Here is a 21,761-nt window from a genome sequence, read left to right on the forward strand (position 1 = left end):
CACTGGTGTCCGAGGGGGGACTTGAACCCCCACGCCCGATAAAGGGCACTAGCACCTCAAGCTAGCGCGTCTGCCATTCCGCCACCCGGACAAGGTGTCTGTCGTGCGGGGTTTCCCTCGCGGCGACGGAGGAAACATTACCAGGCTTTCGAGGGCGGCCCGATCACCCCCCGTCGTGGCGTGAACGGCATGTGACGGGACGCGGCCGGTCTTGGGCGGCGGCGGGGGGAGAGGCAGGATGAGGGGGAACCACCAGCAGCGACAGCGTGGGAGGAAGCAGCGTGAGCGACACGGACACGGCCAGGGGCGTCACCGGCGAGGACGAGGTCGTGGACCTCTGCCGCGAGCTGATCCGGATCGACACCAGCAACTACGGCGACCACTCGGGTCCCGGTGAGCGCAAGGCGGCCGAGTACGTCGCCGAGAAGCTCGCGGAGGTGGGCCTGGAGCCGAAGATCTTCGAGTCGCACCCGGGCCGGGCCTCCACCGTGGCGCGGATCGAGGGCGAGGACCCGTCCCGGCCGGCGCTGCTCATCCACGGGCACACCGACGTCGTCCCGGCCAACGCCGACGACTGGACCCACCATCCCTTCTCCGGCGAGGTCGCGGACGGGTGCGTGTGGGGGCGCGGGGCCGTCGACATGAAGGACATGGACGCGATGACCCTGGCGGTCGTACGCGACCGGCTGCGCAGCGGACGCCGGCCGCCGCGGGACATCGTGCTCGCCTTCCTCGCCGACGAGGAGGCCGGCGGCACGTACGGCGCCCGGTTCCTCGTCGACAAGCACCCGGACCTCTTCGAGGGCGTCACCGAGGCGATCAGCGAGGTGGGCGGGTTCTCGTTCACGGTGAGCGAGGAGCGGCGGCTCTACCTGATCCAGACGGCCGAGAAGGGCATGCACTGGATGAAGCTGACCGTGGCCGGCACGGCCGGGCACGGCTCGATGATCCACCGGGACAATGCGATCACCGAGCTGTCGGAGGCCGTCGCGCGGCTCGGCCGGCACAAGTTCCCGGTGCGGGTCACCAAGACCACCCGGGCCTTCCTCGACGAACTCGGCGACGCCCTCGGCACCGAGCTCGACCCGGAGAACATGGAGGGCACCCTCGCCAAGCTCGGCGGCATCGCCAAGCTCATCGGCGCGACCCTCAGCAACACGGCCAACCCCACGCAGCTGGGCGCCGGCTACAAGGTCAACGTCATCCCGGGCGAGGCGACCGCGCACGTCGACGGCCGCTTCCTGCCCGGGTTCGAGGAGGAGTTCCTCGCCGACCTCGACCGGATCCTCGGACCGAACGTGCGGCGCGAGGACGTGCACGCCGACAAGGCCGTCGAGACGGGCTTCGACGGGGCGCTCGTGGCGGCGATGCAGTCCGCGCTGGTCGCCGAGGACCCGGCCGCCAAGGCGATCCCCTACATGCTCTCCGGCGGGACCGACGCCAAGTCCTTCGACGACCTCGGCATCCGCGGCTTCGGCTTCGCGCCCCTGAAGCTGCCTCCGGAGCTGGACTTCGCGGGCATGTTCCACGGTGTGGACGAGCGGGTGCCGGTGGAGGGGCTGCAATTCGGGGTGCGCGTGCTCGACCGCTTCATCGATGCGTCCTGAATCGACCCACTGAATCGCCGTTCACCGATTCGGCCAGGCGTACTGGCCGTGACCGGGGAGAGTGAACGCGCTCATAGGGTCGTAGCCCTATTAGTTCCTCCTCGTTACAGGTGATGCGATCAGCTACTTGTGATCGCATTGCCAACAAGGAGGAATAATGATCAAGAAGGTCGTCGCCGCTGCGGCTGCCACTGGTGGGCTGGTTCTCGCGGGCGCGGGCCTGGCCGTTGCCGACGCTGGTGCCCAGGGTGCCGCGGTGCACTCCCCGGGTGTCCTGTCGGGCAACGTGGTTCAGGTTCCGGTTCACGTCCCCGTGAACGTCTGCGGCAACACGGTCTCCGTGATCGGGCTGCTGAACCCCGCCTTCGGCAACACCTGCATCAACAAGTGACGTTGTGCCTCGCCCTGTGAGCGGGGCTGAGCCCGTCGGCCCCGGAGCGCGAGCCATGCGCTCCGGGGCCGACCGGCCTTTTCGGAACGTCGGTCCCATCCGACGTCGTCATTTCGGAACAAGGTCGAAGGCAGGAAATCAGCAATGCGACAGGTCACCCGCAAGGGCCTGATGACCGTGGCGGCCGCGACCGGCGTCCTCGCCGCCGCCGCCGGCGCCGCCCACGCAACCGGCTCGGGTGCGAACGGCTCCACCTCGAACTCGCCCGGTGTGCTGTCGGGCAACACGGTGCAGGCCCCGATCCACGTCCCGGTCAACGTCTGCGGCAACACGGTCGACGTCGTCGGGGTGCTCAACCCGGCGAGCGGCAACAGCTGCGCCAACCAGGGCGGCAGCTCGGCCGGCGGCAACGGCGGCAACGGCGGCTCGGGGGCGTCGTCCGACGGGCACGCCACCGACTCACCCGGTGTCGGCTCCGGCAACCATGTCGAGGCGCCGATCCACGTGCCGGTCAACGTGTGCGGCAACAGCGTCGACGTCATCGGCATCGGCAACCCGGCCGAGGGCAACGACTGCACCAACGGCGGGGGTGGAAGCCACAACCCGCCAGGGTCGCCGGAGGAGCCGGGCAACCCCGGAAACCCGGGTAACCCCGGGAACCCGGGTAACCCCGGGAACCCGGGTAACCCCGGGAACCCGGGCAACCCCGGGAACCCGGGCAACCCCGGAAACCCCGGTGATCCGGGCAACCCCGGTGACCCGGGAGAGCCGGGCAACCCGGGGAACCCGGGCAACCCCGGAACCCCTGAGAACCCCGGTGACCCGGGAAGCCCCGAGAACCCCGGAACGCCGGGGAACCCGGGCGGCTCGGAGGGGAACGAGCCGGGCGCCCACTTCGTGACGCAGCCGCAGGGTGACGCGGAGCTCGCCCAGACCGGAAGCGAGCTGCCGCTCGGCCTCACGCTGCCGGTCGGAGCGGGCGCGCTGCTCGCGGGCGCGGTCCTCTACCGCAAGGCACGGGCCTCGGCGTAAGGACGGCCGTAAGGACGGCCGTCGGGCCCGAACGCAGCGGGCCCCGCCGACGCGGGGCCCGCTGCGTTCTCACATGTGCTGCTGTGCTGCCTCACTCACCATGTGGCCCGTACCTGCCGGATGATCCGGCGGCGCAGCCGCACCTTGCGGCTTCCGTCGCGCAGCAGGCTCAGGCGGTCCAACTCCCAGTGTCCGTACTCGGCATGGTCCGTCAGCAGGCGTGCGGCGTCCTTGCGGGAGACCCCGCGAGGTACGTACACGTCGACAAATTCGTATTCCGGCATCGCATCTATTGTGCGGGCTGGGGCCCGGTACGGATAGCGTCTGCACTATGTCTGATGCTGTGCAGCCCACCGCTGCCGAGGTACGCGCCGCCGCCGAGGCGGTCAAGACCGCGCTCGACCGCCACCTGGCCGCGGTCGAACGCCGGTCGGGTGAGGACGACCCGGCCGTCTACGAGGCTTTCAACCAGCTGGCCGCGGCCGCCGAGACCTACGACGAGCTGCTCTACGACCGCTACGACGAGGTCACGCCCTTCGAGATCCCCGGGGCGGACGACGCGCTGCCGCCGTACACCGGCCCCGAGGAACCGAACGCGCTGAGCGTGCTGATCCGCCGCGACTACGCCGTGGTGGAGCCGCAGCGGCTGATGGCGCAGGCCCAGCGGGTCGAGGCGGCGGACGACGACGAGGGGGCGGAGGCCTCGGGCACGGTCCACGGGGCGCTGAGCATCCTGTTCGGCGAGTTCGAACCGGACGAGATCGCTTCCCGGCACAAGGAGTTCGGACTGGATGAGGGCGACTCCACGCTGTGGGTGATGGCCGCGGACGAGTCGGCCGAGCCGGGGGAGTGGCTGGAGACGCCCTTCGAGGGGGTCGACCCGCAGCAGGTGGTCTGCCGCTTCGACGTCAGCACGGTGTTCGACGACGATCCGGACGACGTCGACGACGATCTGGAGGACGAACTCGACACGGAGCTGGACGAGGACGACCTCGAACCACTGGACGCGGATCGCTGACGCGAGGCGCGGCCGTGCGACGGCGGTGGTCACGGATGCTCTCCGCGACCACCGCCGTCGTCGTGTGGCCGTCCACGCCGACGCTCCACGCCGAGCGGCGGCACGGTCGGGTCAGTCCGTCGCCGGTACCTGCGGCCTGAGCAGGACGGGGAGGCGGGTCGTACGCGGCTTGGCCGGCACCTCGGCCACCGCTCGGGGCAGGGCCTGCTCGACGCCGTGCACCACGGACAGATGCCGCTGCGCCCGGCCGAACGCGGTGTAGACCCAGGGGCGGCTGAGAGCCTGGGCCGCGTCGCCCGGCAGCACCACGACCACCGCCGGCCAGCGGCCGCCCACGGCCTGGTGCGCGGTCAGGGCCCAGCCGTGCCGTACGGACTGCTCCACCCGTTCCCTCGGTACGACCACGGTCTCGCCGGTGCAGGACAGGTGCAGACCCTCGGCGTCCGCCTTCACCACCCGGCCCGGCAGGGTACGGCCGGGCGCCGGGGAGTAGGCGACGCGGTCACCGGGGTCGAAGCCTCCGAAGCGGCCGGGGCCGGGATTGAGGCGTTCCTTGAGCGCGGCGTTGAGGGCCCGGGTGCCGGCGGCGCCGCCGTGACCCGGCGTGATCACCTGGGTCTCCCCGGCCGGGACGCCGATCGCGCGCGGCACCGAGTCCACCACGAGCTGCACCGTTCGGTGCACGGCCTCGCCCGCGTCCCGTACCGGCACGATCACGAGTTCCTTGCCGGGTGCCTCGACCTGGGTCAGCTCACCGATGCCGATGCCGGACACCAGCTCGCCCAGCGGGCCGGGATCGGGCCGCCGTGAGGCGATCTGCGGGCAGACCCGCGCCGCCAGCAGATCCGCGAACACCCGCCCGGGCCCGGCCGACCAGAGCACCGCCGGATCCCCGGCCAGCACCAGCCGGGCCCCGTCCGGCAACGACTCCGTGAGCAGCGCCGCCGCCTCGACATCGAGCTGCGGCGCGTCCAGCACGACGAGCAGATCCAGGTCCAACGCCCCGTCCGCGTCCCGCCCGGGCCCTTGCGCACCGCAGAGGAGCCCGGCCACGGTGGCGACGTCGGCCGCGGATCCCGTCCGCCCGGGGTCGTCCGGCCCGCCGTCGAGCCCGGCACACAGCGCCGCGAAGCGGTCCCGGCCGAGCGGGGAGCAGGTGGCCGCCCAGGCCCGCAGGCCCAGCGCGCCGGCCGCGTGCAGCAGTGCCACCGGTTCGGCCAAGGACGCCTCGCCGCCGGTGTGCAGGACCAGGCCGTGTGCCGAGACCGCGCGGATCAGGTCGGCCGCGGAACCCCCGGCCGCCGCGGCCCGCTCCCACTCCTCGGCCGAACCGTCCTGCTTCGGCGCCGAGTTGATCAGTCGGGCCAGCCCGTCGGCGAGGCTCTCCTCCGCGAGGGCGTACCTCTCCAGGCCGACCAGGACACGGACGGGCCGCTCCTCGTCCTCCTCCGTGTCGCCGTCACCGCGAGCGGGCGCGCCGGGCTCCTCCAGGGCGTCCTGGAAGGCCAGTGCCTCGCCCTCGGCGAGGGTGTTCTGCACGGCCGCGTCGGCGTCCGGCACACCCCGCTGGGTCAGGGCCGCCGTCAGCGTCGGCAGCTCCAGGGCCGTGTGCCCGGCCAGCGCCGCCTGCTCCAGCAACCAGACGGTCACCGCCCGGCCGCGCCGCTCGTCGTCCGGTCCGCTCTCCGCGCCGAGCAGCGCCCGCGCGAACCCGTCGGCCTGCTCCGGCCGTACACCGCCGACCCGCAGCAACTGCCAGGGATCGGCCCGCAGCTGGTCGGCCGCGCCGTCACCGAGGGCCGCGGCCACCCGCGGGGCGAGCGCCTCCGGGGCGCCGCCGTCGGCCAGCGCGCGCCGAACGGACTCGACGGTCTGCGGCGCGGGGGCCGCGGCCGTCTCGGCCGGCACGGGCTCCGGCCGCCGTACCGGCTCCGGGGCGGGGCGGCGCGGCGGCTCCGGTGCCTCGAAGACGGTGGCCGCCGGCTGCGCGCCGCTCTCCACGGCCCGTACGGCGGCCAGCAGTTCGGCGGCCTTCCCGCTCAGCTTGGCCCCGCTCTTCAGGGGGCCGTGCTTCTCGGCCTTGCGCCGCTCGATCCGCTCCCGCTCAAGCCGCTGAGCGGCGAGTTCGGCCTCGGCCTCGGACATCCGGGCCGCGGTGTCGCCGTCGCCGGTGCCCGGGTCGGCCGCGGTGTCCGCGCTCTCGCCGCCCCCGTCCGCCGACCCCTCGGGTGCGGTCCCGTCCGCGTCGGCCGCCGCCTCCTCGGCCGTCGGTTCCTCGGCACCGCCGCCCCCGGCCACCGCGGGCGCGGTGTCCGCTCCGCCGGCGGCGTCCCGGGCCTCCCCGGCACCCCCGGCGCCCGGCGTCCCCGGCTCGGCGTTCTCCGCGGTCTCGGGCGGCTCCGTGCTCACAGCGTGCTCCAGTCGTGATCGGGATAGCGGTGCACGGGCGCAGACACGTCGTCCAGCGCCCGGCAGATCTCGTCAGGAAGACTAAGGTCCTCCACTGACAACGCCGCCGTGAGCTGCTGTGAGTTGCGCGGCCCGATGACGGGCGCCGTCACACCGGGCCGGTCGCGGACCCAGGCGAGGGCGACCTGCAACGGGGTCACGGCCAGCCCGTCGGCGGCCGTCTGCACGGCGTCCACGATGCGGCCGGCGGTGTCGTCGAGGTACGGGGCGACGAAGGGGGCCAGATGCTCCGACGCACCCCGTGAGTCCGGGGGCGTGGCGCTGCGGTACTTGCCGGTGAGGACACCGCGGCCCAGCGGTGAGGACGGCAGCAGCCCGACGCCCAGGTCCAGCGCGGCCGGCAGCACCTCGCGCTCCACGCCGCGCTGCAGCAGCGAGTACTCCAGCTGCGTGCTCGCCAGCCGGGTCCGCACGCCCGGTGCCGCGAGCTGCCAGGTCGCCGCCTTGGCCAGCTGCCAGCCGCAGAAGTTGGAGACGCCGGCGTAGCGGGCGCGCCCGCTGCTGACCGCCAGGTCCAGGGCGTGCAGGGTCTCCTCCAGCGGAGTGGACGGGTCGTAGGCGTGGATGTGCCAGACGTCCACGTGGTCCGTTCCGAGCCGGGCGAGCGAGGCGTCCAGCGCGGAGAGCAGATGGCCGCGCGAGCCGTCGAAGCGGCGATCCGGGTCGGGCACGCTGCCCGCCTTCGTCGAGATCACCAGGTCCCGGCGCGGCACCAGCCCTTCTATGAGCCGGCCGAGCAGGTACTCGGCCTCCCCGTCGCCGTACACGTCGGCCGTGTCGACGAGCGTGCCGCCCGCCTCCCAGAACGTCTTCAAGAGGTCCGCGGCGTCGTGCTCGTCGGTGTCCCTGCCCCAGGTGAGGGTGCCCAGACCGATACGGGACACGCGCAGGCCGGTGCGTCCGAGATGCCTCTGCTCCATGAACGCCGAGATTACTGGCCAGAACCTGCCATGTGGGGGCCTGTGGACGAGCAGTTTCCGGGACGGTGACCGCGGATGCGGAGGGGTCTGCGGGGCGACGCCCGCCACATCGGCCTCCCCGCGGACGGCGCCCCGCGCTAAGGTCGGCCCCACAAGGGACGTTACTGATCGGTAAGGGGAATCCGCCATGCAGCTCGGGATCAACCTCGGCTACTGGGGCGCCGGAATGGACGCGGACAATCTCGCCGTCGCGCAGGAGGCCGACCGGCTGGGATACGCCGTGTGCTGGGCCGCCGAGGCGTACGGCTCGGACGCGGCCACCGTGCTCTCCTGGGTCGCCGCCCAGACCGAGCGCATCGACGTCGGCTCCGCCATCTTCCAGATCCCGGCCCGCCAGCCGGCGATGACCGCGATGACGGCCGCGACCCTGGACTCGCTCTCCGGTGGCCGCTTCCGCCTCGGCCTCGGTGTCTCCGGCCCGCAGGTCTCCGAGGGCTGGTACGGCGTCAAGTTCGACAAGCCCCTGGCGCGCACGCGTGAGTACGTCGAGATCGTACGGAAGGCGATGACGCGTGAGCGTCTGTCCTACGAGGGACAGCACTGGACGCTGCCGCTGCCCGGTGGCCCCGGCAAGCCGATCAAGCTGACCGTGCACCCGCAGCGCGAGCACATCCCGCTGTACATCGCCGCCATCGGCCCGAAGAACCTGGAGCAGACCGGCGAGATCGCCGACGGCGCCCTGGTGATCTTCCCCTCCGCCGCGCACCTGGAGGAGACCACGATCCGCCACCTGCGCGCGGGCCGTGAGAAGGCCGGCAAGACCCTCGACGGGTTCGACGTCTGCCCGACGCTCCCGCTGGCCGTCGGCGAGGACAAGGACGTGGCCACGCTCGCCGACACCTTCCGTCCCTACACCGCGCTCTACGTCGGCGGCATGGGCAGCGCCAAGCAGAACTTCTACAACCAGCTCGCCCAGCGCATGGGCTTCGGGGCCGCTGCCGCCGAGGTCCAGGAGAAGTACCTGTCGGGCGACAAGCAGGGCGCCGCGGCCGCCGTCCCGCACGAGCTGATCGACCAGACCACCCTGCTCGGTTCCGTGGACCGCATCGCGGACCGGATGAAGGAGTACGCGGCGGCCGGCGTCACCACTCTCAGCCTGGCGCCGGCCGGCTTCACGCTCGACGAGCGGCTCGCCTCGCTCCGCGCCGGCACCGAGGCCCTGGAGCGCGCCGGGCTCGCCTGACACGGACCGCGTCGGGTACGACGTACCACCGGCGGAGGTTTCTGCGGCCGTGGTGGGGGCTCGGGGGTCTTCCCCGCCACGGCCGTCACGCAGAACAACGCGCGCGTGCCCACGCGGTTACGCCCCCTGCGTACCCCGAGGGTCATTCGTTCGGCGGAGTTGTCGGACACAACTGTTGCAGCACCCATCTCGCCGCATTTGACTCGTTCTTTGCGGAACCCTGCGGAGCCCGCGGAATCCTGCGTCGGCAGAGAGGTGCCCACACGATGCTTTCGGCCAAGAGTCTGTTCCAGGAGATCCTCGACGAAGACGAGTCCTTCCGCCTGTTCTGCTCCATCGCGGCCAGCGGCGAGTCCCAGGGCGGCTGGGAGAACGCGCGCATCGCCGCGCTCGTCCCGGAGAGCGCACGCGGCCTCGCACCCAAGATCACCCGGCACGGGGCGGACGAGGACAAGCACGGGCGGATCTTCAACGCCCTGTTGAAGAAGCGCGGGCTCGAACCCGTCGCCGTCCCGCCCGAGACCGACTACACGATGCTGCTGGAGAAACACGGCATCGGGCTCGCCCACGACAAGCTCAAGGGCGACGAACCGCTCACCGTCCAGGACATCGTCACCTACCTCTCGCACAGCAGGGTCACCGAACAGCGGGCCTCCGAGCAGATGGAACTGCTGCGCAGGCACTTCGCCGACCACCCCGACCTCGGACGCGCGGTCAGGATGATCTCGGCCGACGAGGACAACCACCTCGCCTACTGCCACGAGGAACTCTTGCGCTTCGCGGCCCAGGGGCACGGCCGGGCCATCCAGCGGACCCTGCGCGAGTGCGCGCTCGCCGAGATCCGGATCTATCGTGACGTCAGCCTCGCCGTCATGGACCACATGGGCCGCCTCCTCGGCTGGTCCCGGCCGAAGGCCGCCCTGCTCGCCGCGGGCATCCACGCCGTGTACGCCTGGGAGCGGATCGCGGGCTGGCGGCGCATGGTGAGCCTGAAGATGCCCGAGCGACGGGACGCGCTGGGCGGCCCGGCCGCCTCGGCCCCCGAGTTCGCCTGACGCCCGGCCGACAGCCCTACAGCCAGCCCCGGCGCTTGAACAGCCGGTACAGCAGCACCTCCAGGACGGCCATGACCGCGAGCAGTGCCGGGTACGACCACCGCCAGCTCAGCTCCGGCATGTGCTCGAAGTTCATGCCGTAGACGCCCGCGAGCATCGTGGGGACCGCGGCCATGGCCGCCCACGCGGAGATCTTCCGCATGTCGTCGTTCTGCCGCACGCTCATCTGCGCCAGATGCGCCGACAGAACGTCCGAGACCAGCCGGTCCAGGCCCTCCACCACCTCGTTGACGCGCGTGAGGTGGTCGCTCACGTCCCGGAAGAAGGGCTGCGCCTCGTCGTGCACGAAGGGCACGCGCGCGCTGATCATGCCCGTGCCGGCGAGCCGGGCCAGGGGCTGGGCCAGCGGGACCGTCGCCCGGCGGAACTCCAGGACCTGCCGCTTGAAGTTGTAGATGCGCGACGCCGTGTTCCTGGAACCGCCGACGGTCGGCGAGAACACCTCCGCCTCCAGCTCCTCCAGGTCCGTGCCCAGTTCTGCGGCGACCTCCAGGTAGTGGTCGACCACCGCGTCCGCGACGGTGTACAGCACGGCCGTGGGACCGTGCCGCAGCATCTCGGGCTCGTGCTCCAGGCGGTGGCGCACCGTCCCCAAAGGCGCCTCCTCGCCGTGCCGCACGGTCACCACGAAGGAGTCGCCTATGAAGACCATGACCTCGCCGGAGGAGACCTCGTCGCTCTTCGGCTCGTACCCGACAGGCTTGAGCACCACGAACAGCGAGTCGTCGTAGACCTCCAACTTGGGCCGCTGATGGGCCTTCAGGGCGTCCTCGACGGCCAGCGGATGCAGCCCGAACTCCTCGGTGACCCGGTCGAACTCCTTCTCCGTGGGCTCGTACAGGCCGATCCAGACGAAGGCGTCGTCCCGCACACGACACTGATCCAGGGCATCGGAGAGGTCCTGCGGTCCCTCCGTCCGGCGCCCGTCCCTATAGATGGCGCAGTCGACGATCACGAAGCGTATTCTCCCGTCCTTCCGCCGCGGGCACAGCCCGCGGTACGCCTACGCTGGGCGGCATGCCCACGCTGATCCTGGTCCGGCACGGACGTTCCACCGCCAACACCGAGGGACTGCTCGCCGGGTGGACACCCGGCGTCGCTCTCGACGAGCGCGGGGCCGCGCAGGCCGCCGCACTGCCCGCACGGCTCGCCGAGCTGCCGATCTCCGAGGTCGTCGCGAGCCCGTTGCAGCGCTGCCAGGAGACGATCCGGCCGCTGCTCGACGCCCGCCCCGGACTCACCGCCCACACCGACGAGCGGATCGGGGAGTGCCACTACGGCGACTGGTCCGGCCGCAAGCTCGCCGAGCTGGCGGACGAGCCGCTGATGGAGGTCGTCCAGGCCCACCCGTCGGCGGCCGCGTTCCCCGGCGGGGAGTCGATGCGAGCGATGCAGACCCGCGCCGCCGAGGCCGTACGGGAGTGGAACGCGCGTGTGGAGCGCGATCACGGCGCCGACGCCGTGTATCTGATGTGCTCGCACGGCGACATCATCAAGTCCCTCGTCGCGGACGCACTCGGTCTTCATCTCGACCTCTTCCAAAGGATCTCCGTTGAACCGTGTTCCATCACCGCGATCCGCTACACCCGTCTGAGGCCGTTCCTCGTACGCCTCGGGGACACCGGTGACTTCGCCTCCCTCGCCCCGCGCGAGGATCCCCCGGCCGCTGACGCGACGGTCGGAGGCGGCGCGGGCGCACCGTGATCGTCCGGCGCAGTAGGGTGAAGCGGTCGAAGCAGCGCCGCACGCACGAATTCGCCGCCGCCGTACCCAGATGTCGCCGTACCCACGAATCCAATGGAGACAGGACGTGTCCCGTCAGGTGTTCCTCTACGACCCCCCGGACCGCTTCGTGGCCGGTACGGTCGGGCTGCCCGGACGCCGTACGTTCTTCCTCCAGGCCACCGCAGGCTCCCGGGTGACCAGCGTGGCCCTGGAGAAGACCCAGGTCGCCGCCCTCGCCGAGCGCATGGACGAACTGCTCGACGAGGTCGTACGGCGCAGTGGCGGCAGCGCCGCCGTGCCCGCCGTGGCGCCCACCGAGATCGCCGACACCGACCCGCTCGACACCCCTGTCGAGGAGGAGTTCCGCGTCGGCACCATGGCCCTCGCCTGGGACGGCGAGGAGCAGCGCATGATCGTCGAGGCACAGGCCCTCGTGGAGCTCGACGCCGAGTCCGAGGAGGACCTCGCCGAGGCCGAGGAGCGGCTCCTCCAGGACGAGGAGAACGGGCCCCCGATGCTGCGGGTCCGGCTCACCGGAGCGCAGGCGCGGGCCTTCGCCAAGCGCGCCCTCGACGTCGTCAACGCCGGCCGGCCGCCGTGCCCGCTGTGCAGCCTCCCCCTCGACCCGGAAGGACACGTATGTCCGCGCCAGAACGGATACCGCCGCGGAGCGTGACCTCGGTGGACCTGCTCACCGAGGGTGAGCTGATCGTGCGCGGCCGCATCCGTGAGGCGTCCAACGCGGCGCTGTTCTGCACGGTCGCGTACCAGGGGCAGGAGGCGTCCTGCGTGTACAAGCCGGTCGCCGGTGAGCGGCCGCTGTGGGACTTCCCCGACGGCACGCTCGCGCAGCGCGAGGTCGCCGCGTACGAGGTCTCCGAGGCGACCGGCTGGGGGCTCGTACCGCCGACCGTGCTGCGGGACGGGCCGTACGGCGAGGGCATGGTCCAGCTGTGGATCGACGTGACCGCCGAGGCCGAGCTGCTCGCCCTGGTGGACGACGAGGAACCCGGGCCCGGCTGGAAGGCGATCGGCTTCGCCGAGGTGGGCGAGGGGAAGACCGCGCTGCTGGTGCACGCCGACGACGAGCGGCTGCGGCGGCTCTCGGTCCTCGACGCCGTGATCAACAACGCCGACCGCAAGGGCGGGCACCTCCTGCCCACCGAGGGCGGCCGGCTCTACGGCATCGACCACGGCGTCACCTTCAACGCCGAGAACAAGCTCCGCACACTGCTGTGGGGCTGGGCGGGGGAGCCGCTCACGGCGGAGGCCGTCGAGGTCCTCGGCGCCCTCCGGGAGGGGCTGAAGGAGGGCGGCGCGCTGGCCGTACGGCTGGCCGGGCTGATCACCGACGCGGAGGTGGAGGCCACGCGCGCGCGTGTCGAGGCGCTGCTCGCCTCCGGCCGGCATCCGGAACCGGGCGGGGAGTGGCCGGCCATTCCCTGGCCTCCGGTCTAGGGGCGTCCGCACAGTCCCGCCCGCCCCGCGGGCGGATGTCGCGCAGCACAACACCCGGTGAAGCACAAGCACGGCTTACCGGCCATTCGGCCTGGTCCGGTTCGTATCCGGAACATCAGTCCGGTTAGGCTCATGACATGTATGCCTGGCCCGCTTCTGAGGTCCCCGCCCTGCCCGGTCAGGGCCGCGACCTGAGGATCCACGACACCGCGACCGGCGGTCCGGTCACCCTCGACCCCGGTCCCGTCGCCCGTATCTACGTCTGCGGCATCACCCCGTACGACGCGACCCACCTGGGTCACGCGGCGACCTACAACGCGTTCGACCTCGTGCAGCGCGTGTGGCTCGACACCAAGCGGCAGGTTCACTACGTCCAGAACGTCACCGACGTGGACGATCCGCTCCTGGAACGCGCCCAGCGGGACAACATCGACTGGGTCGCCCTCGCCGAGAAGGAGACCGCTCTCTTCCGTGAGGACATGACCGCGCTGCGCATGCTGCCTCCGCGGCAGTACATCGGTGCCGTCGAGGCGATACCCGGGATCGTCCCGCTCGTCGAGCGCCTGCGGGACGCCGGCGCCGCCTACGAACTCGAAGGGGACGTCTACTTCTCCGTCGAGTCCGACCCGCACTTCGGCAAGGTCTCGAACCTCGACGCCGCCGCCATGCGGCTGCTGTCCGCCGAGCGCGGCGGCGACCCCGACCGGCCCGGCAAGAAGAACCCGCTCGACCCGATGCTGTGGATGGCCGCCCGTGAGGGCGAGCCCAGCTGGGACGGCGGTTCGCTCGGGCGCGGCCGGCCCGGCTGGCACATCGAGTGCGTCGCCATCGCCCTCGACCACCTCGGGATGGGCTTCGACGTCCAGGGCGGCGGCTCCGACCTCGCCTTCCCGCACCACGAGATGGGCGCCAGCCACGCCCAGGTGCTGACCGGCCAGTTCCCCATGGCCAAGGCGTACGTGCACGCGGGCATGGTCGCGCTGCACGGCGAGAAGATGTCGAAGTCCAAGGGCAACCTCGTCTTCGTCTCCCAGCTGCGCCGCGACGGCGTCGACCCCGCCGCCATCCGGCTCGCCCTGCTCGCCCACCACTACCGGGCCGACTGGGAGTGGACCGACCAGGTGCTCCAGGACGCCGTCGACCGCCTCGGCCGCTGGCGGGCCGCGGTGTCCCGGCCCGACGGGCCGTCCGCCGAGGCGCTCGTGGAGGAGATCCGCGACGCCCTCGCCAACGACCTGGACGCCCCGGCCGCGCTCGCCGCGGTCGACCGGTGGGTCACGGTGCAGAACGAGCAGGGCGGCACGGACACGGGCGCCCCGGGCGTCGTCTCACGCGCCGTGGACGCACTGCTGGGCGTGGCGCTCTAGGCGCCGAGGCCACGGAAGAGGGGCGCTTCCTCCCCCGCGGGAGGAGGCGCCCCGCGCGCGTCGCGGTGGGCGTCGGCCACCGACGTGATGCCCCGGCGGGTACCAAGTCCGCTTGGTGCGGCGCGTTTTCGGAGGTACAGGCAGGCACTAGGGGGCCGGCCCGGCCAGGGCTGTTGCGTCAAGTGGGCTTCCCCAAGTGGGCTTCCGCCGAGTCGGCTTCCGCCGAGTCGCATCGGGCAACGCGCTCGATCGATCCGGTCGGAACGCGATGCCACCCCGACGCCGACGCCGACGCCGACGATGACGTACGACGTGGTGCCCGTGCCGGCGTGACGAGTGGGGGCGGTGCGCAGGCCGCGCACCGCCCCCACCCTCAGTCCTCCGACGACTCGTCGTCGTCCGTGCCGCCCGCCTTCGGCGGCTTGGGCGGCTTCGTACGGCCGCCCGGGTTGTCCCGCAGGAACGGCCCCGGGGACTCCCCGCCGTCCGCCGTGGCGTGCCCGCCGCCGGGGCCGCCGTCCCGGCGCCGCAGGTACCGCTCGAACTCGCGGGCGATCGCCTCACCCGACGCCTCCGGCAGCTCCGCGGTGTCCCGGGCCTCCTCCAGTGTCTGCACGTACTCGGCGACCTCGCTGTCCTCGGCGGCCAGCTGGTCCACGCCGACCTGCCAGGCGCGCGCGTCCTCGGGCAGCTCGCCCAGCGGGATGCGCACGTCGATCAGGTCCTCCAGGCGGTTGAGCAGGGCCAGCGTCGCCTTCGGGTTGGGCGGCTGCGAGACGTAGTGCGGTACGGCCGCCCACAGCGACACCGCCGGTACGCCCGCGTGCGTGCACGCCTCCTGCAGGACGCCGACGATGCCCGTCGGGCCCTCGTACTTGGTCTCCTCCAGGTCCATGCGGCGGGCCAGGTCCGGGTCGGACGTGGTGCCGCTGATCGGGACCGGACGCGTGTGCGGGGTGTCGCCGAGCAGGGCACCCAGGATGACCACCAGCTCCACGCCCAGTTCGTGCGCGAAGCCCAGGAGTTCGTTGCAGAACGAACGCCACCGCATGGACGGTTCGATGCCTCGGACGAGAACGAGATCACGCGGTTTCTCACCGCCGACACGGACGACGGACAACCTTGTCGTCGGCCAAGTGATCTTCCTGACGCCGGCGTCCATCCACACCGTGGGGCGGTTCACCTGGAAGTCGTAGTAGTCCTCGGCGTCCAGCGCCGCGAACACCTCGCCCTTCCACTCCCTCTCCAGATGCGCGACCGCGGTGGAGGCGGCGTCGCCGGCATCGTTCCAGCCCTCGAACGCGGCCACCATGACCGGGTCGATCAGCTCGGGAACCCCCTCGAGCTCGATCACCCAGCGCCTCCTTCCGACGTGCCCTCGCTTGACGTCCCAACTTTACGGCGTGTGGCGGGGGCGCCCGCAGCCCCCTTGCAAGGGGTGGTGAACGGATCACTGCCCCGTTCAACGGCCTGGAACACCCCCTGGTCATCCGAGCTGTCTTCGAGGTCCGCACAGGGGGTGATCAGGGCGGTCGGTCAGCGGTCGGTCACAGCGTCGAGCGGAGCCACTGCTCCACGCTCGCGATGTGCACCGTCGCCCACGACCGCGCCGCCTCCGCGTCCCGGTCCCGCAGCGCGGCCAGGATCGCCCGGTGCTCGTGCAGGGTCCGGCTGACCGCGTCCTCCTGGGTCAGCCCCCGCCAGATCCGCGCCCGCGTCGTCGGCCCGGAGAGCCCGTCGAGGAGCGAGCACAGCACCGAGTTGCCGGAACTGAGCACGATGCCCCGATGGAACTCCAGGTCACCGGCGACGAGCTCCTCCACCGAGGGGGCGTCGCCGAGTCTGTCCAACTGCTTCGACAAGGCGGCCAGTTGCTGCTCGCTGATCCGGGACGCGGCCATCGCCGTGGCGGCCGGCTCCAGGATGCGGCGCACCGCGAGGAACTCCAGGACGGTGTCGTCCCGGTGGAAGTCGACGACGAAGCTCAGCGCCTCCAGCAACAGTTGCGGATCCAGGCTGGTCACATACGTCCCGTCGCCCTGTCGTACGTCCAGGATCCGGATCAGCGACAGGGCCCGAACCGCTTCCCGCAGGGAGTTGCGGGACAGGCCGAGCTCGGCCGCCAGTTCGCTCTCCTTGGGGAGCCGGTCGCCGGGGCGCAGCTTGCCGGAGACGATCATGCCCTTGATCTTCTCGATGGCCTCGTCGGTGACTGCCATGGCCGCCTCCCTGCCGTTCGGGATGTCGTTCGAGACGTCCGATGTCTCCGGCACATTATGGGGCCTGTTCAGACGAGTGCCTCCAGGTCGGCGATCACCGCCTTCTCGTCCAGCGTCGTCAGCGCCCTGTCCCGCATCAGCACCCGTCCGTCGACGACGGTGTCCCGTACGTCCGCCGAGTGCGCCGCGTACACCAGCGTGGACCACGCGTCGTGCAGCGGCCGCAGATGCGGTCCGCCCAGGTCGAGCACGATCAGGTCGGCCCGCTTGCCGGCCTCCAGCGAGCCCAGGTGCTCCCCGAGCCCCAGGGCCCGCGCGCCCTCGATCGTCGCCATGCGTACGGCCCGCTCGGCACCGACCGCGGTGGGGTCGCCGCCCGCCTTGTGCACCAGCGCGGCCTGGCGCACCGCCCCCAGCACGTCCAGGGAGTTGGAGCTGACGGCGCCGTCGGTGCCGAGCCCGACGGTCACTCCCGCGGCCAGCAGCTGTGGCACCGGCGCGATGCCGCAGCCCAGCTTCAGGTTCGACACCGGGCAGTGGGCGACGGAGGTGCCCGTACGGGCCAGTGCCGCGATCTCCGGTCCTGTCAGCTCCACGGCGTGGGCGATGAGCAGATCCGGCCCGAGCAGCCCGAGGGCGTCGAGCAGTTCCACCGGGCGCCTGCCGTACCGCGCCTCGACGGTCGCGACCTCGGTGGCGTTCTCGGCGGCGTGCAGGTGCAGCAGCGCCTCGAACTCCCGTGCCAGGCAGGCGATCTCGGTGAGCTGGGCGGGGGAGAGGGTGTACGTGGAGTGCGCGAGGACGACGGGGCGGCGGCCGCGGTGCGCCGGGCCGCGTGCCTCCAGGTCCCGACGGGCCCACTCCATCCGGTCCCGGTACACGCGTCCGTCCGGCGGCTCGGGCACGTCCATGAAACAGGGGCCGGTCAGCAGCCGCCAGCCCGCCGCTCGGGCGGCCCGCTCGGCCGCCTCGTGGAACCAGTACATGTCCAGTGCCGAGGTCACCCCGGCCCGTATGCTCTCGGCGACCGCCAGCCGTACGGCCGCCGCCACGTTCTTGGGGGACAGCAGCTCTGCCTCCCACCGCAGCACCCGTACGAGGAACTCCTGGAGGGTGACGTCGTCCGCACGGCCGCGCAGCAGGGTCATCGCGAGGTGGGTGTGGGTGTTGACCAGGCCCGGGAGGACGAGGCAGCCCGCGGCGTCCACCAACTCCCGCGCCCTGAACCGCTGCCTCAGCCCATCGGCGGGACCGACGGCGACGATCTCCCCCTCGTGGACGGCAACGGCCCCTTCCCGTACGACGGTTCCGGCGTCGTCGACCGTCAGGACGTCACCACCGTGGACCAGCAGATCGACGCGCACGCCTCGCCCCCGTCTCATGTGCCGCTCTCCCGATGCGGGTTGTACCCGCTGTCCGGTCGCGGCCCCACTTGTAGGCGAGTTCGGCGAGTTCAGCGAGTTCGGCGAGGTGGCGAGTTCGGCGGGTCCGGGTGCGGGATGGCCCCGGCTGTCCCGGCCGTCGGTGCCAGGGGAGGTGCCGCCGTCCGGAGCGGCCTCGCCGCGGAGGCACGACGAGGGTCGGTGCGGCACGCAGCGGGACGCTCCCCGCTGCGGGATCGACGTGTCGAGGGCGACGACCGCCGAGCCGTGCCGAGCAGGTCCGCGATCGCCCCGTGGGCCGGCGGGGAACGCCTGAGCGGGTCCGCCCCGCGCGAGACCGGGGCGACGGAGCGGCTGCCATCCACCCCGCCCATGCGAAAGGGGCGGCTCCCATCGGCGTGGAGCCGCCCCTTCCGGTGGTGGCCGGCCCCGGTGCGGAAGGGGCCGCCCTCGTGAGGTCCGGTCGGTCAGGGGAGTGGCCGGACCCGGCGCTGTCGGAGGCTCATCCGGCGAAAACCTCCTGAGCGCCTTTCGAGGCTCACTTCTTGTCGAGCAGATCCTTGACCTTCGCCCGGACGTCGTCCGTCGCAAGACCCCGGATCGTCAGCGTCGTACGGCGGCGCAGCACGTCGTCCGGAGTCTCGGCCCACTCGTTGTCCCGGGCGTAGACGACCTGGGCCCAGATCTCCGGGGCGTCCGGGTGGACGCGCTCGCCCAGCTCCGGGTTCTCGTTGGCGAGGCGGGCGATGTCGAAGGCCAGCGAGCCGTAGTGGGTCGCCAGGTGCCTCGCCGTGTCGGCCGCCATGCGCGGACCCGGCGCCGGACGGTCGGTCAGCAGCCGGTGGGCGACCGCACGCGGGTTGGCGATGCCCGGCAGCGGCAGCTTCTTCGGCAGCGAGGCGATCGGCTCGAAGTCGTCGCCCAGCGGGGCGCCCGGCAACGCCTCCAGCTTCTTCATGATGGTGCGGCCGATATGCCGGAAGGTGGTCCACTTGCCGCCCGCCACGGACAGCATGCCGCCCCTGCCCTCGGTCACGACCGTCTCGCGCTTGGCCTTCGCCGTGTCACCGGGGCCGCCCGGCAGCACCCGCAGACCCGCGAAGGCGTACGTGATCAGGTCCCGGTCCAGCTGCTGGTCCCGGATCGAGAACGCGGCCTCGTCCAGGATCTGGGCTATGTCCTTGTCGTTGACCCCGACGTCCGCCGGGTCGCCCTCGAACTCCTCGTCCGTGGTGCCCAGCAGCAGCATGTCCTCCCAGGGCAGGGCGAACGTGATGCGGTACTTGTCGATCGGGGTCGCGAGCGCCGCCTTCCAGGGCGCGGTCCGCTTCAGGACCAGATGCGCGCCCTTCGACAGACGGATCGACGGGGCGGCATTCGGGTCCTCCATCTTGCGCAGGTGGTCCACCCACGGGCCGGTCGCGTTCAGCACGAGGCGGGCGCTCACCCCGAACTCGTCACCGGACAGGCGATCCTTCAGCTCCGCGCCGGTCACCCGGCCCTTGGTGAAGCGCAGGCCGGTGACCTCGGCGTGGTTGAGCACGACCGCGCCCGCCTCGACGGCCGCGCGGACCGTCATCAGCGCCATGCGCGCGTCGTTCATCTGGTCGTCGCCGTACACGGCCACGGCCTTGAGGTTCTCGGTGCGCAGCTCGGGCACGTCCTGGGCCGCCTTGGCGGGGGACAGGAGGTGGCCGACGCCGTCACCGAACGCGGAGAGCGCGGAGTAGGCGAAGACGCCCGCTCCGAGCTTCGCGGCGCCGTGCGGCCCGCCCTTGTACACGGGGAGGTAGAACGTGAGCGGGTTCGCCAGGTGGGGGGCCACCTGACGGGAGACCGCACGGCGCTCGAAGTGGTTCTCCGCCACCAGCTTCACCGCACCGGTCTGCAGGTAGCGCAGACCGCCGTGGAGCAGCTTGGAGGAGGCGGAGGAGGTGGCGCCGGCGAAGTCGCCGGCGTCGACCAGAGCCACCCTGAGGCCGGACTGCGCGGCGTGCCAGGCGGTGGAGATGCCCAGGATGCCGCCGCCGATCACGAGAAGGTCGTACGACGCCTTGGCGAGCTGCTCCCGGGTCTCGGCGCGGCTCGGGTTGGAGCCGGAGGCCGGGCGCGTACCGAGGGCAGGCACGGACTGCAGGGTGGTCTGACTGGTCATTTCGGGTTCTTACTCCTCATCAGAGTTCGAGAGCTGGCGGCGGTCGTCAGTTCTCGTCGTCCTCGAGCCAGCCCATGGTCCGCTCGACGGCCTTGAGCCAGTTCTTGTACTCACGGTCGCGGGTCTCCGCGTCCATGCGGGGGGTCCACTCGGCGGCCCGGCGCCAGTTGGCGCGCAGGTCGTCGGTGCTGTTCCAGAAGCCGACGGCGAGACCGGCGGCGTAGGCGGCGCCGAGGCAGGTGGTCTCGGCGACCATCGGGCGCACCACCGGCGCGTCCAGGACGTCCGAGAGCGTCTGCATCAGCAGGTTGTTCGCGGTCATGCCGCCGTCGACCTTGAGGGTGACCAGCTCGACGCCGGAGTCCTTGACCATGGCGTCGGCGATCTCCCGGGTCTGCCAGGCGGTGGCCTCCAGGACGGCACGCGCGAGGTGCGCCTTGGTGACGTACCGGGTCAGACCGGCGATCACACCGCGGGCGTCGGAGCGCCAGTGCGGGGCGAACAGGCCGGAGAAGGCCGGCACGAAGTAGGCGCCGCCGTTGTCCTCGACCGAGAGCGCGAGCGTCTCGATCTCGGCCGCGGTGGAGATCAGGCCCATCTGGTCGCGCATCCACTGCACCAGCGAGCCGGTGACGGCGATCGAGCCCTCCAGGGCGTAGACCGTGTCCTGGTCGCCGATCTTGTACCCGACGGTGGTGAGCAGGCCGGCGTACGAGTTGATGATCTTGTCACCGGTGTTCATCACCATGAAGGTGCCGGTGCCGTACGTCGACTTGGTCTCGCCCTCGGCGAAGCAGGTCTGGCCGAACAGGGCCGCCTGCTGGTCACCGAGCGCGGAGGCGACCGGGATGCCGCCGAGCAGGTCGCCCAGCTTGCCGCCCTTGATCTCGCCGTAGACCTCGGCGGAGGAACGGATCTCGGGCAGGATCTGCAGCGGCACGCCGATCGACTCGGCGATCTTCTCGTCCCACTCCGTGGTGTGGAGGTTCATCAGCATGGTGCGGGAGGCGTTCGTGACGTCCGTGACGTGCTTGCCGCCGTCGACACCACCGGTCAGGTTCCAGATGACCCAGGTGTCCATGGTGCCGAAGAGGATGTCGCCGGCCTCGGCGCGCTCCTTGAGGCCCTCGACGTTGTCCAGCAGCCAGCGGGCCTTGGGACCGGCGAAGTAGGAGGCCAGGGGAAGACCGGTCTCACGGCGGAAGCGGTCCTGGCCGACATTGCGGCCGAGCTCCCGGCAGAGCGCGTCGGTGCGGGTGTCCTGCCAGACGATGGCGTTGTAAACGGGCTCACCGGTGTTCTTGTCCCACAGCACGGTGGTCTCGCGCTGGTTGGTGATGCCGATGGCCTTGATGTCGTCGCGGGTGATGCCGGCCTTCTCGATGGCTCCGGCGACGACTTCCTGGACGTTGGTCCAGATCTCGGTGGCGTTGTGCTCGACCCAGCCCGGCTTCGGGAAGATCTGCTCGTGCTCCTTCTGGTCGACGGAGACGATGCGTCCGTCGCGGTCGAAGACGATGCAGCGGCTGGAGGTCGTGCCCTGGTCGATGGCTGCGATGAAGGGGCCGGCGGTGTGCGCGTCGGTCACTGTCTGCTCCTGGAAAGTCCGTGGTTATGGGGCTTTACGTACGGCGTGCGCTGAGAGTTTCGGTGCTTATCA

Annotated in this window: 19 protein-coding genes and 1 tRNA gene; 10 read left to right on the forward strand and 10 right to left on the reverse strand. The window is 71.7% G+C overall.

Going from position 1 to position 21,761, the window contains the following annotated elements:
• Positions 1-3: 3 nt before the first annotated feature.
• Positions 4-91 (reverse strand) — tRNA-Leu (locus tag ACFYNL_RS23880).
• Positions 92-281: 190 nt separating this feature from the next.
• On the opposite strand from ACFYNL_RS23880, the gene ACFYNL_RS23885 reads away from it, so the two are divergent.
• The 3 genes from ACFYNL_RS23885 (at position 282) to ACFYNL_RS23895 (ending at position 3,030) form a co-directional block, all read left to right on the forward strand.
• Entirely contained in the window at positions 282-1,607 is a 1,326-nt protein-coding gene (locus ACFYNL_RS23885; protein WP_388806781.1) for a M20/M25/M40 family metallo-hydrolase, read from the forward strand.
• Positions 1,608-1,764: 157 nt separating this feature from the next.
• Positions 1,765-1,998, forward strand: coding sequence for a chaplin ChpH (chpH, locus tag ACFYNL_RS23890; RefSeq protein ID WP_388806783.1), 234 nt, complete (start codon positions 1,765-1,767; stop codon positions 1,996-1,998).
• 144 nt (positions 1,999-2,142) lie between these two features.
• Positions 2,143-3,030 carry a chaplin gene (locus ACFYNL_RS23895; RefSeq protein ID WP_388806785.1) on the forward strand — a complete coding sequence of 296 codons (888 nt, stop codon included), beginning with the start codon at positions 2,143-2,145 and terminating at the stop codon, positions 3,028-3,030.
• Positions 3,031-3,125: 95 nt separating this feature from the next.
• On the opposite strand, the gene ACFYNL_RS23900 is transcribed toward ACFYNL_RS23895, so the two are convergent.
• Complete coding sequence (locus ACFYNL_RS23900; protein WP_388806787.1) at positions 3,126-3,314, reverse strand: DUF5703 family protein; 189 nt, start codon at positions 3,312-3,314, stop codon at positions 3,126-3,128.
• A 47-nt stretch (positions 3,315-3,361) separates the two neighbouring features.
• On the opposite strand from ACFYNL_RS23900, the gene ACFYNL_RS23905 reads away from it, so the two are divergent.
• Positions 3,362-4,048 carry a hypothetical protein gene (locus ACFYNL_RS23905; protein ID WP_388806789.1) on the forward strand — a complete coding sequence of 229 codons (687 nt, stop codon included), beginning with the start codon at positions 3,362-3,364 and terminating at the stop codon, positions 4,046-4,048.
• A gap of 111 nt (positions 4,049-4,159) precedes the next feature.
• Here ACFYNL_RS23905 and ACFYNL_RS23910 read toward each other — a convergent pair whose 3' ends face one another.
• Positions 4,160-6,457, reverse strand: a complete 2,298-nt coding sequence (locus tag ACFYNL_RS23910) for a helix-hairpin-helix domain-containing protein (RefSeq protein ID WP_388806791.1) — start codon at positions 6,455-6,457, stop codon at positions 4,160-4,162.
• The gene (locus ACFYNL_RS23915; RefSeq protein ID WP_388806792.1) at positions 6,454-7,437 is read right to left on the reverse strand and encodes an aldo/keto reductase; all 984 of its coding nucleotides are present in this window, start codon (positions 7,435-7,437) and stop codon (positions 6,454-6,456) included. The genes ACFYNL_RS23910 and ACFYNL_RS23915 overlap by 4 nt, the downstream gene beginning before the upstream one ends.
• 187 nt (positions 7,438-7,624) lie before the next feature.
• On the opposite strand from ACFYNL_RS23915, the gene ACFYNL_RS23920 reads away from it, so the two are divergent.
• Positions 7,625-8,680 carry an LLM class F420-dependent oxidoreductase gene (locus ACFYNL_RS23920; RefSeq protein WP_388806793.1) on the forward strand — a complete coding sequence of 352 codons (1,056 nt, stop codon included), beginning with the start codon at positions 7,625-7,627 and terminating at the stop codon, positions 8,678-8,680.
• Between the two features lie 266 nt (positions 8,681-8,946).
• Positions 8,947-9,735 carry a ferritin-like domain-containing protein gene (locus tag ACFYNL_RS23925; RefSeq protein ID WP_388806795.1) on the forward strand — a complete coding sequence of 263 codons (789 nt, stop codon included), beginning with the start codon at positions 8,947-8,949 and terminating at the stop codon, positions 9,733-9,735.
• A 16-nt stretch (positions 9,736-9,751) separates the two neighbouring features.
• On the opposite strand, the gene corA is transcribed toward ACFYNL_RS23925, so the two are convergent.
• The gene (gene corA / locus ACFYNL_RS23930) at positions 9,752-10,750 is read right to left on the reverse strand and encodes a magnesium/cobalt transporter CorA (protein WP_388806797.1); all 999 of its coding nucleotides are present in this window, start codon (positions 10,748-10,750) and stop codon (positions 9,752-9,754) included.
• Between the two features lie 62 nt (positions 10,751-10,812).
• Here corA and ACFYNL_RS23935 point away from each other — a divergent pair, with 62 nt between their 5' ends.
• From ACFYNL_RS23935 to mshC, 4 genes are all read left to right on the forward strand, one after another.
• Entirely contained in the window at positions 10,813-11,499 is a 687-nt protein-coding gene (locus tag ACFYNL_RS23935) for a histidine phosphatase family protein (protein ID WP_388806799.1), read from the forward strand.
• A gap of 106 nt (positions 11,500-11,605) precedes the next feature.
• On the forward strand, positions 11,606-12,196 hold the full coding sequence (locus ACFYNL_RS23940; protein ID WP_388806801.1) for a DUF3090 domain-containing protein: 591 nt from the start codon (positions 11,606-11,608) through the stop codon (positions 12,194-12,196).
• Positions 12,160-12,978, forward strand: a complete 819-nt coding sequence (locus ACFYNL_RS23945) for an SCO1664 family protein (RefSeq protein ID WP_388806803.1) — start codon at positions 12,160-12,162, stop codon at positions 12,976-12,978. Before ACFYNL_RS23940 ends, ACFYNL_RS23945 begins: the two co-directional genes overlap by 37 nt.
• 137 nt (positions 12,979-13,115) lie before the next feature.
• Positions 13,116-14,345 carry a cysteine--1-D-myo-inosityl 2-amino-2-deoxy-alpha-D-glucopyranoside ligase gene (gene mshC, locus ACFYNL_RS23950; protein ID WP_388806804.1) on the forward strand — a complete coding sequence of 410 codons (1,230 nt, stop codon included), beginning with the start codon at positions 13,116-13,118 and terminating at the stop codon, positions 14,343-14,345.
• 373 nt (positions 14,346-14,718) lie between these two features.
• Here the strand turns inward: mshC and ACFYNL_RS23955 are convergent, their stop codons facing one another.
• The 5 genes from ACFYNL_RS23955 to glpK form a co-directional block, all read right to left on the reverse strand.
• Positions 14,719-15,699, reverse strand: a complete 981-nt coding sequence (locus ACFYNL_RS23955; RefSeq protein ID WP_388806806.1) for a PAC2 family protein — start codon at positions 15,697-15,699, stop codon at positions 14,719-14,721.
• A 193-nt stretch (positions 15,700-15,892) separates the two neighbouring features.
• Complete coding sequence (locus ACFYNL_RS23960; protein ID WP_388806807.1) at positions 15,893-16,564, reverse strand: FadR/GntR family transcriptional regulator; 672 nt, start codon at positions 16,562-16,564, stop codon at positions 15,893-15,895.
• 68 nt (positions 16,565-16,632) lie between these two features.
• Positions 16,633-17,946, reverse strand: a complete 1,314-nt coding sequence (locus tag ACFYNL_RS23965) for an amidohydrolase (RefSeq protein ID WP_388806809.1) — start codon at positions 17,944-17,946, stop codon at positions 16,633-16,635.
• Between the two features lie 538 nt (positions 17,947-18,484).
• Positions 18,485-20,101 carry an FAD-dependent oxidoreductase gene (locus ACFYNL_RS23970; RefSeq protein ID WP_388806811.1) on the reverse strand — a complete coding sequence of 539 codons (1,617 nt, stop codon included), beginning with the start codon at positions 20,099-20,101 and terminating at the stop codon, positions 18,485-18,487.
• A 46-nt stretch (positions 20,102-20,147) separates the two neighbouring features.
• A complete protein-coding gene (glpK, locus tag ACFYNL_RS23975) occupies positions 20,148-21,689 on the reverse strand; it encodes a glycerol kinase GlpK (RefSeq protein ID WP_388806813.1) in 1,542 nt (513 codons plus the stop codon).
• Between the last annotated feature and the right edge of the window lie 72 nt (positions 21,690-21,761).

Source organism: Streptomyces sp. NPDC007808 (assembly GCF_042868655.1).
Lineage (GTDB): Bacteria > Actinomycetota > Actinomycetes > Streptomycetales > Streptomycetaceae > Streptomyces.

Bases quoted from the DNA above. Each gene is read 5' to 3' on its own strand.
- chpH (WP_388806783.1), top strand. From the start codon at position 1,765: ATGATCAAGAAGGTCGTCGCCGCTGCGGCTGCCACTGGTGGGCTGGTT.
- ACFYNL_RS23895 (WP_388806785.1), top strand. From the start codon at position 2,143: ATGCGACAGGTCACCCGCAAGGGCCTGATGACCGTGGCGGCCGCGACC.
- ACFYNL_RS23900 (WP_388806787.1), bottom strand. From the start codon at position 3,314: ATGCCGGAATACGAATTTGTCGACGTGTACGTACCTCGCGGGGTCTCC.
- ACFYNL_RS23905 (WP_388806789.1), top strand. From the start codon at position 3,362: ATGTCTGATGCTGTGCAGCCCACCGCTGCCGAGGTACGCGCCGCCGCC.
- ACFYNL_RS23915 (WP_388806792.1), bottom strand. From the start codon at position 7,437: ATGGAGCAGAGGCATCTCGGACGCACCGGCCTGCGCGTGTCCCGTATC.
- ACFYNL_RS23920 (WP_388806793.1), top strand. From the start codon at position 7,625: ATGCAGCTCGGGATCAACCTCGGCTACTGGGGCGCCGGAATGGACGCG.
- ACFYNL_RS23925 (WP_388806795.1), top strand. From the start codon at position 8,947: ATGCTTTCGGCCAAGAGTCTGTTCCAGGAGATCCTCGACGAAGACGAG.
- ACFYNL_RS23935 (WP_388806799.1), top strand. From the start codon at position 10,813: ATGCCCACGCTGATCCTGGTCCGGCACGGACGTTCCACCGCCAACACC.
- ACFYNL_RS23945 (WP_388806803.1), top strand. From the start codon at position 12,160: ATGTCCGCGCCAGAACGGATACCGCCGCGGAGCGTGACCTCGGTGGAC.
- mshC (WP_388806804.1), top strand. From the start codon at position 13,116: ATGTATGCCTGGCCCGCTTCTGAGGTCCCCGCCCTGCCCGGTCAGGGC.
- ACFYNL_RS23960 (WP_388806807.1), bottom strand. From the start codon at position 16,564: ATGGCAGTCACCGACGAGGCCATCGAGAAGATCAAGGGCATGATCGTC.
- ACFYNL_RS23965 (WP_388806809.1), bottom strand. From the start codon at position 17,946: ATGAGACGGGGGCGAGGCGTGCGCGTCGATCTGCTGGTCCACGGTGGT.
- ACFYNL_RS23970 (WP_388806811.1), bottom strand. From the start codon at position 20,101: ATGACCAGTCAGACCACCCTGCAGTCCGTGCCTGCCCTCGGTACGCGC.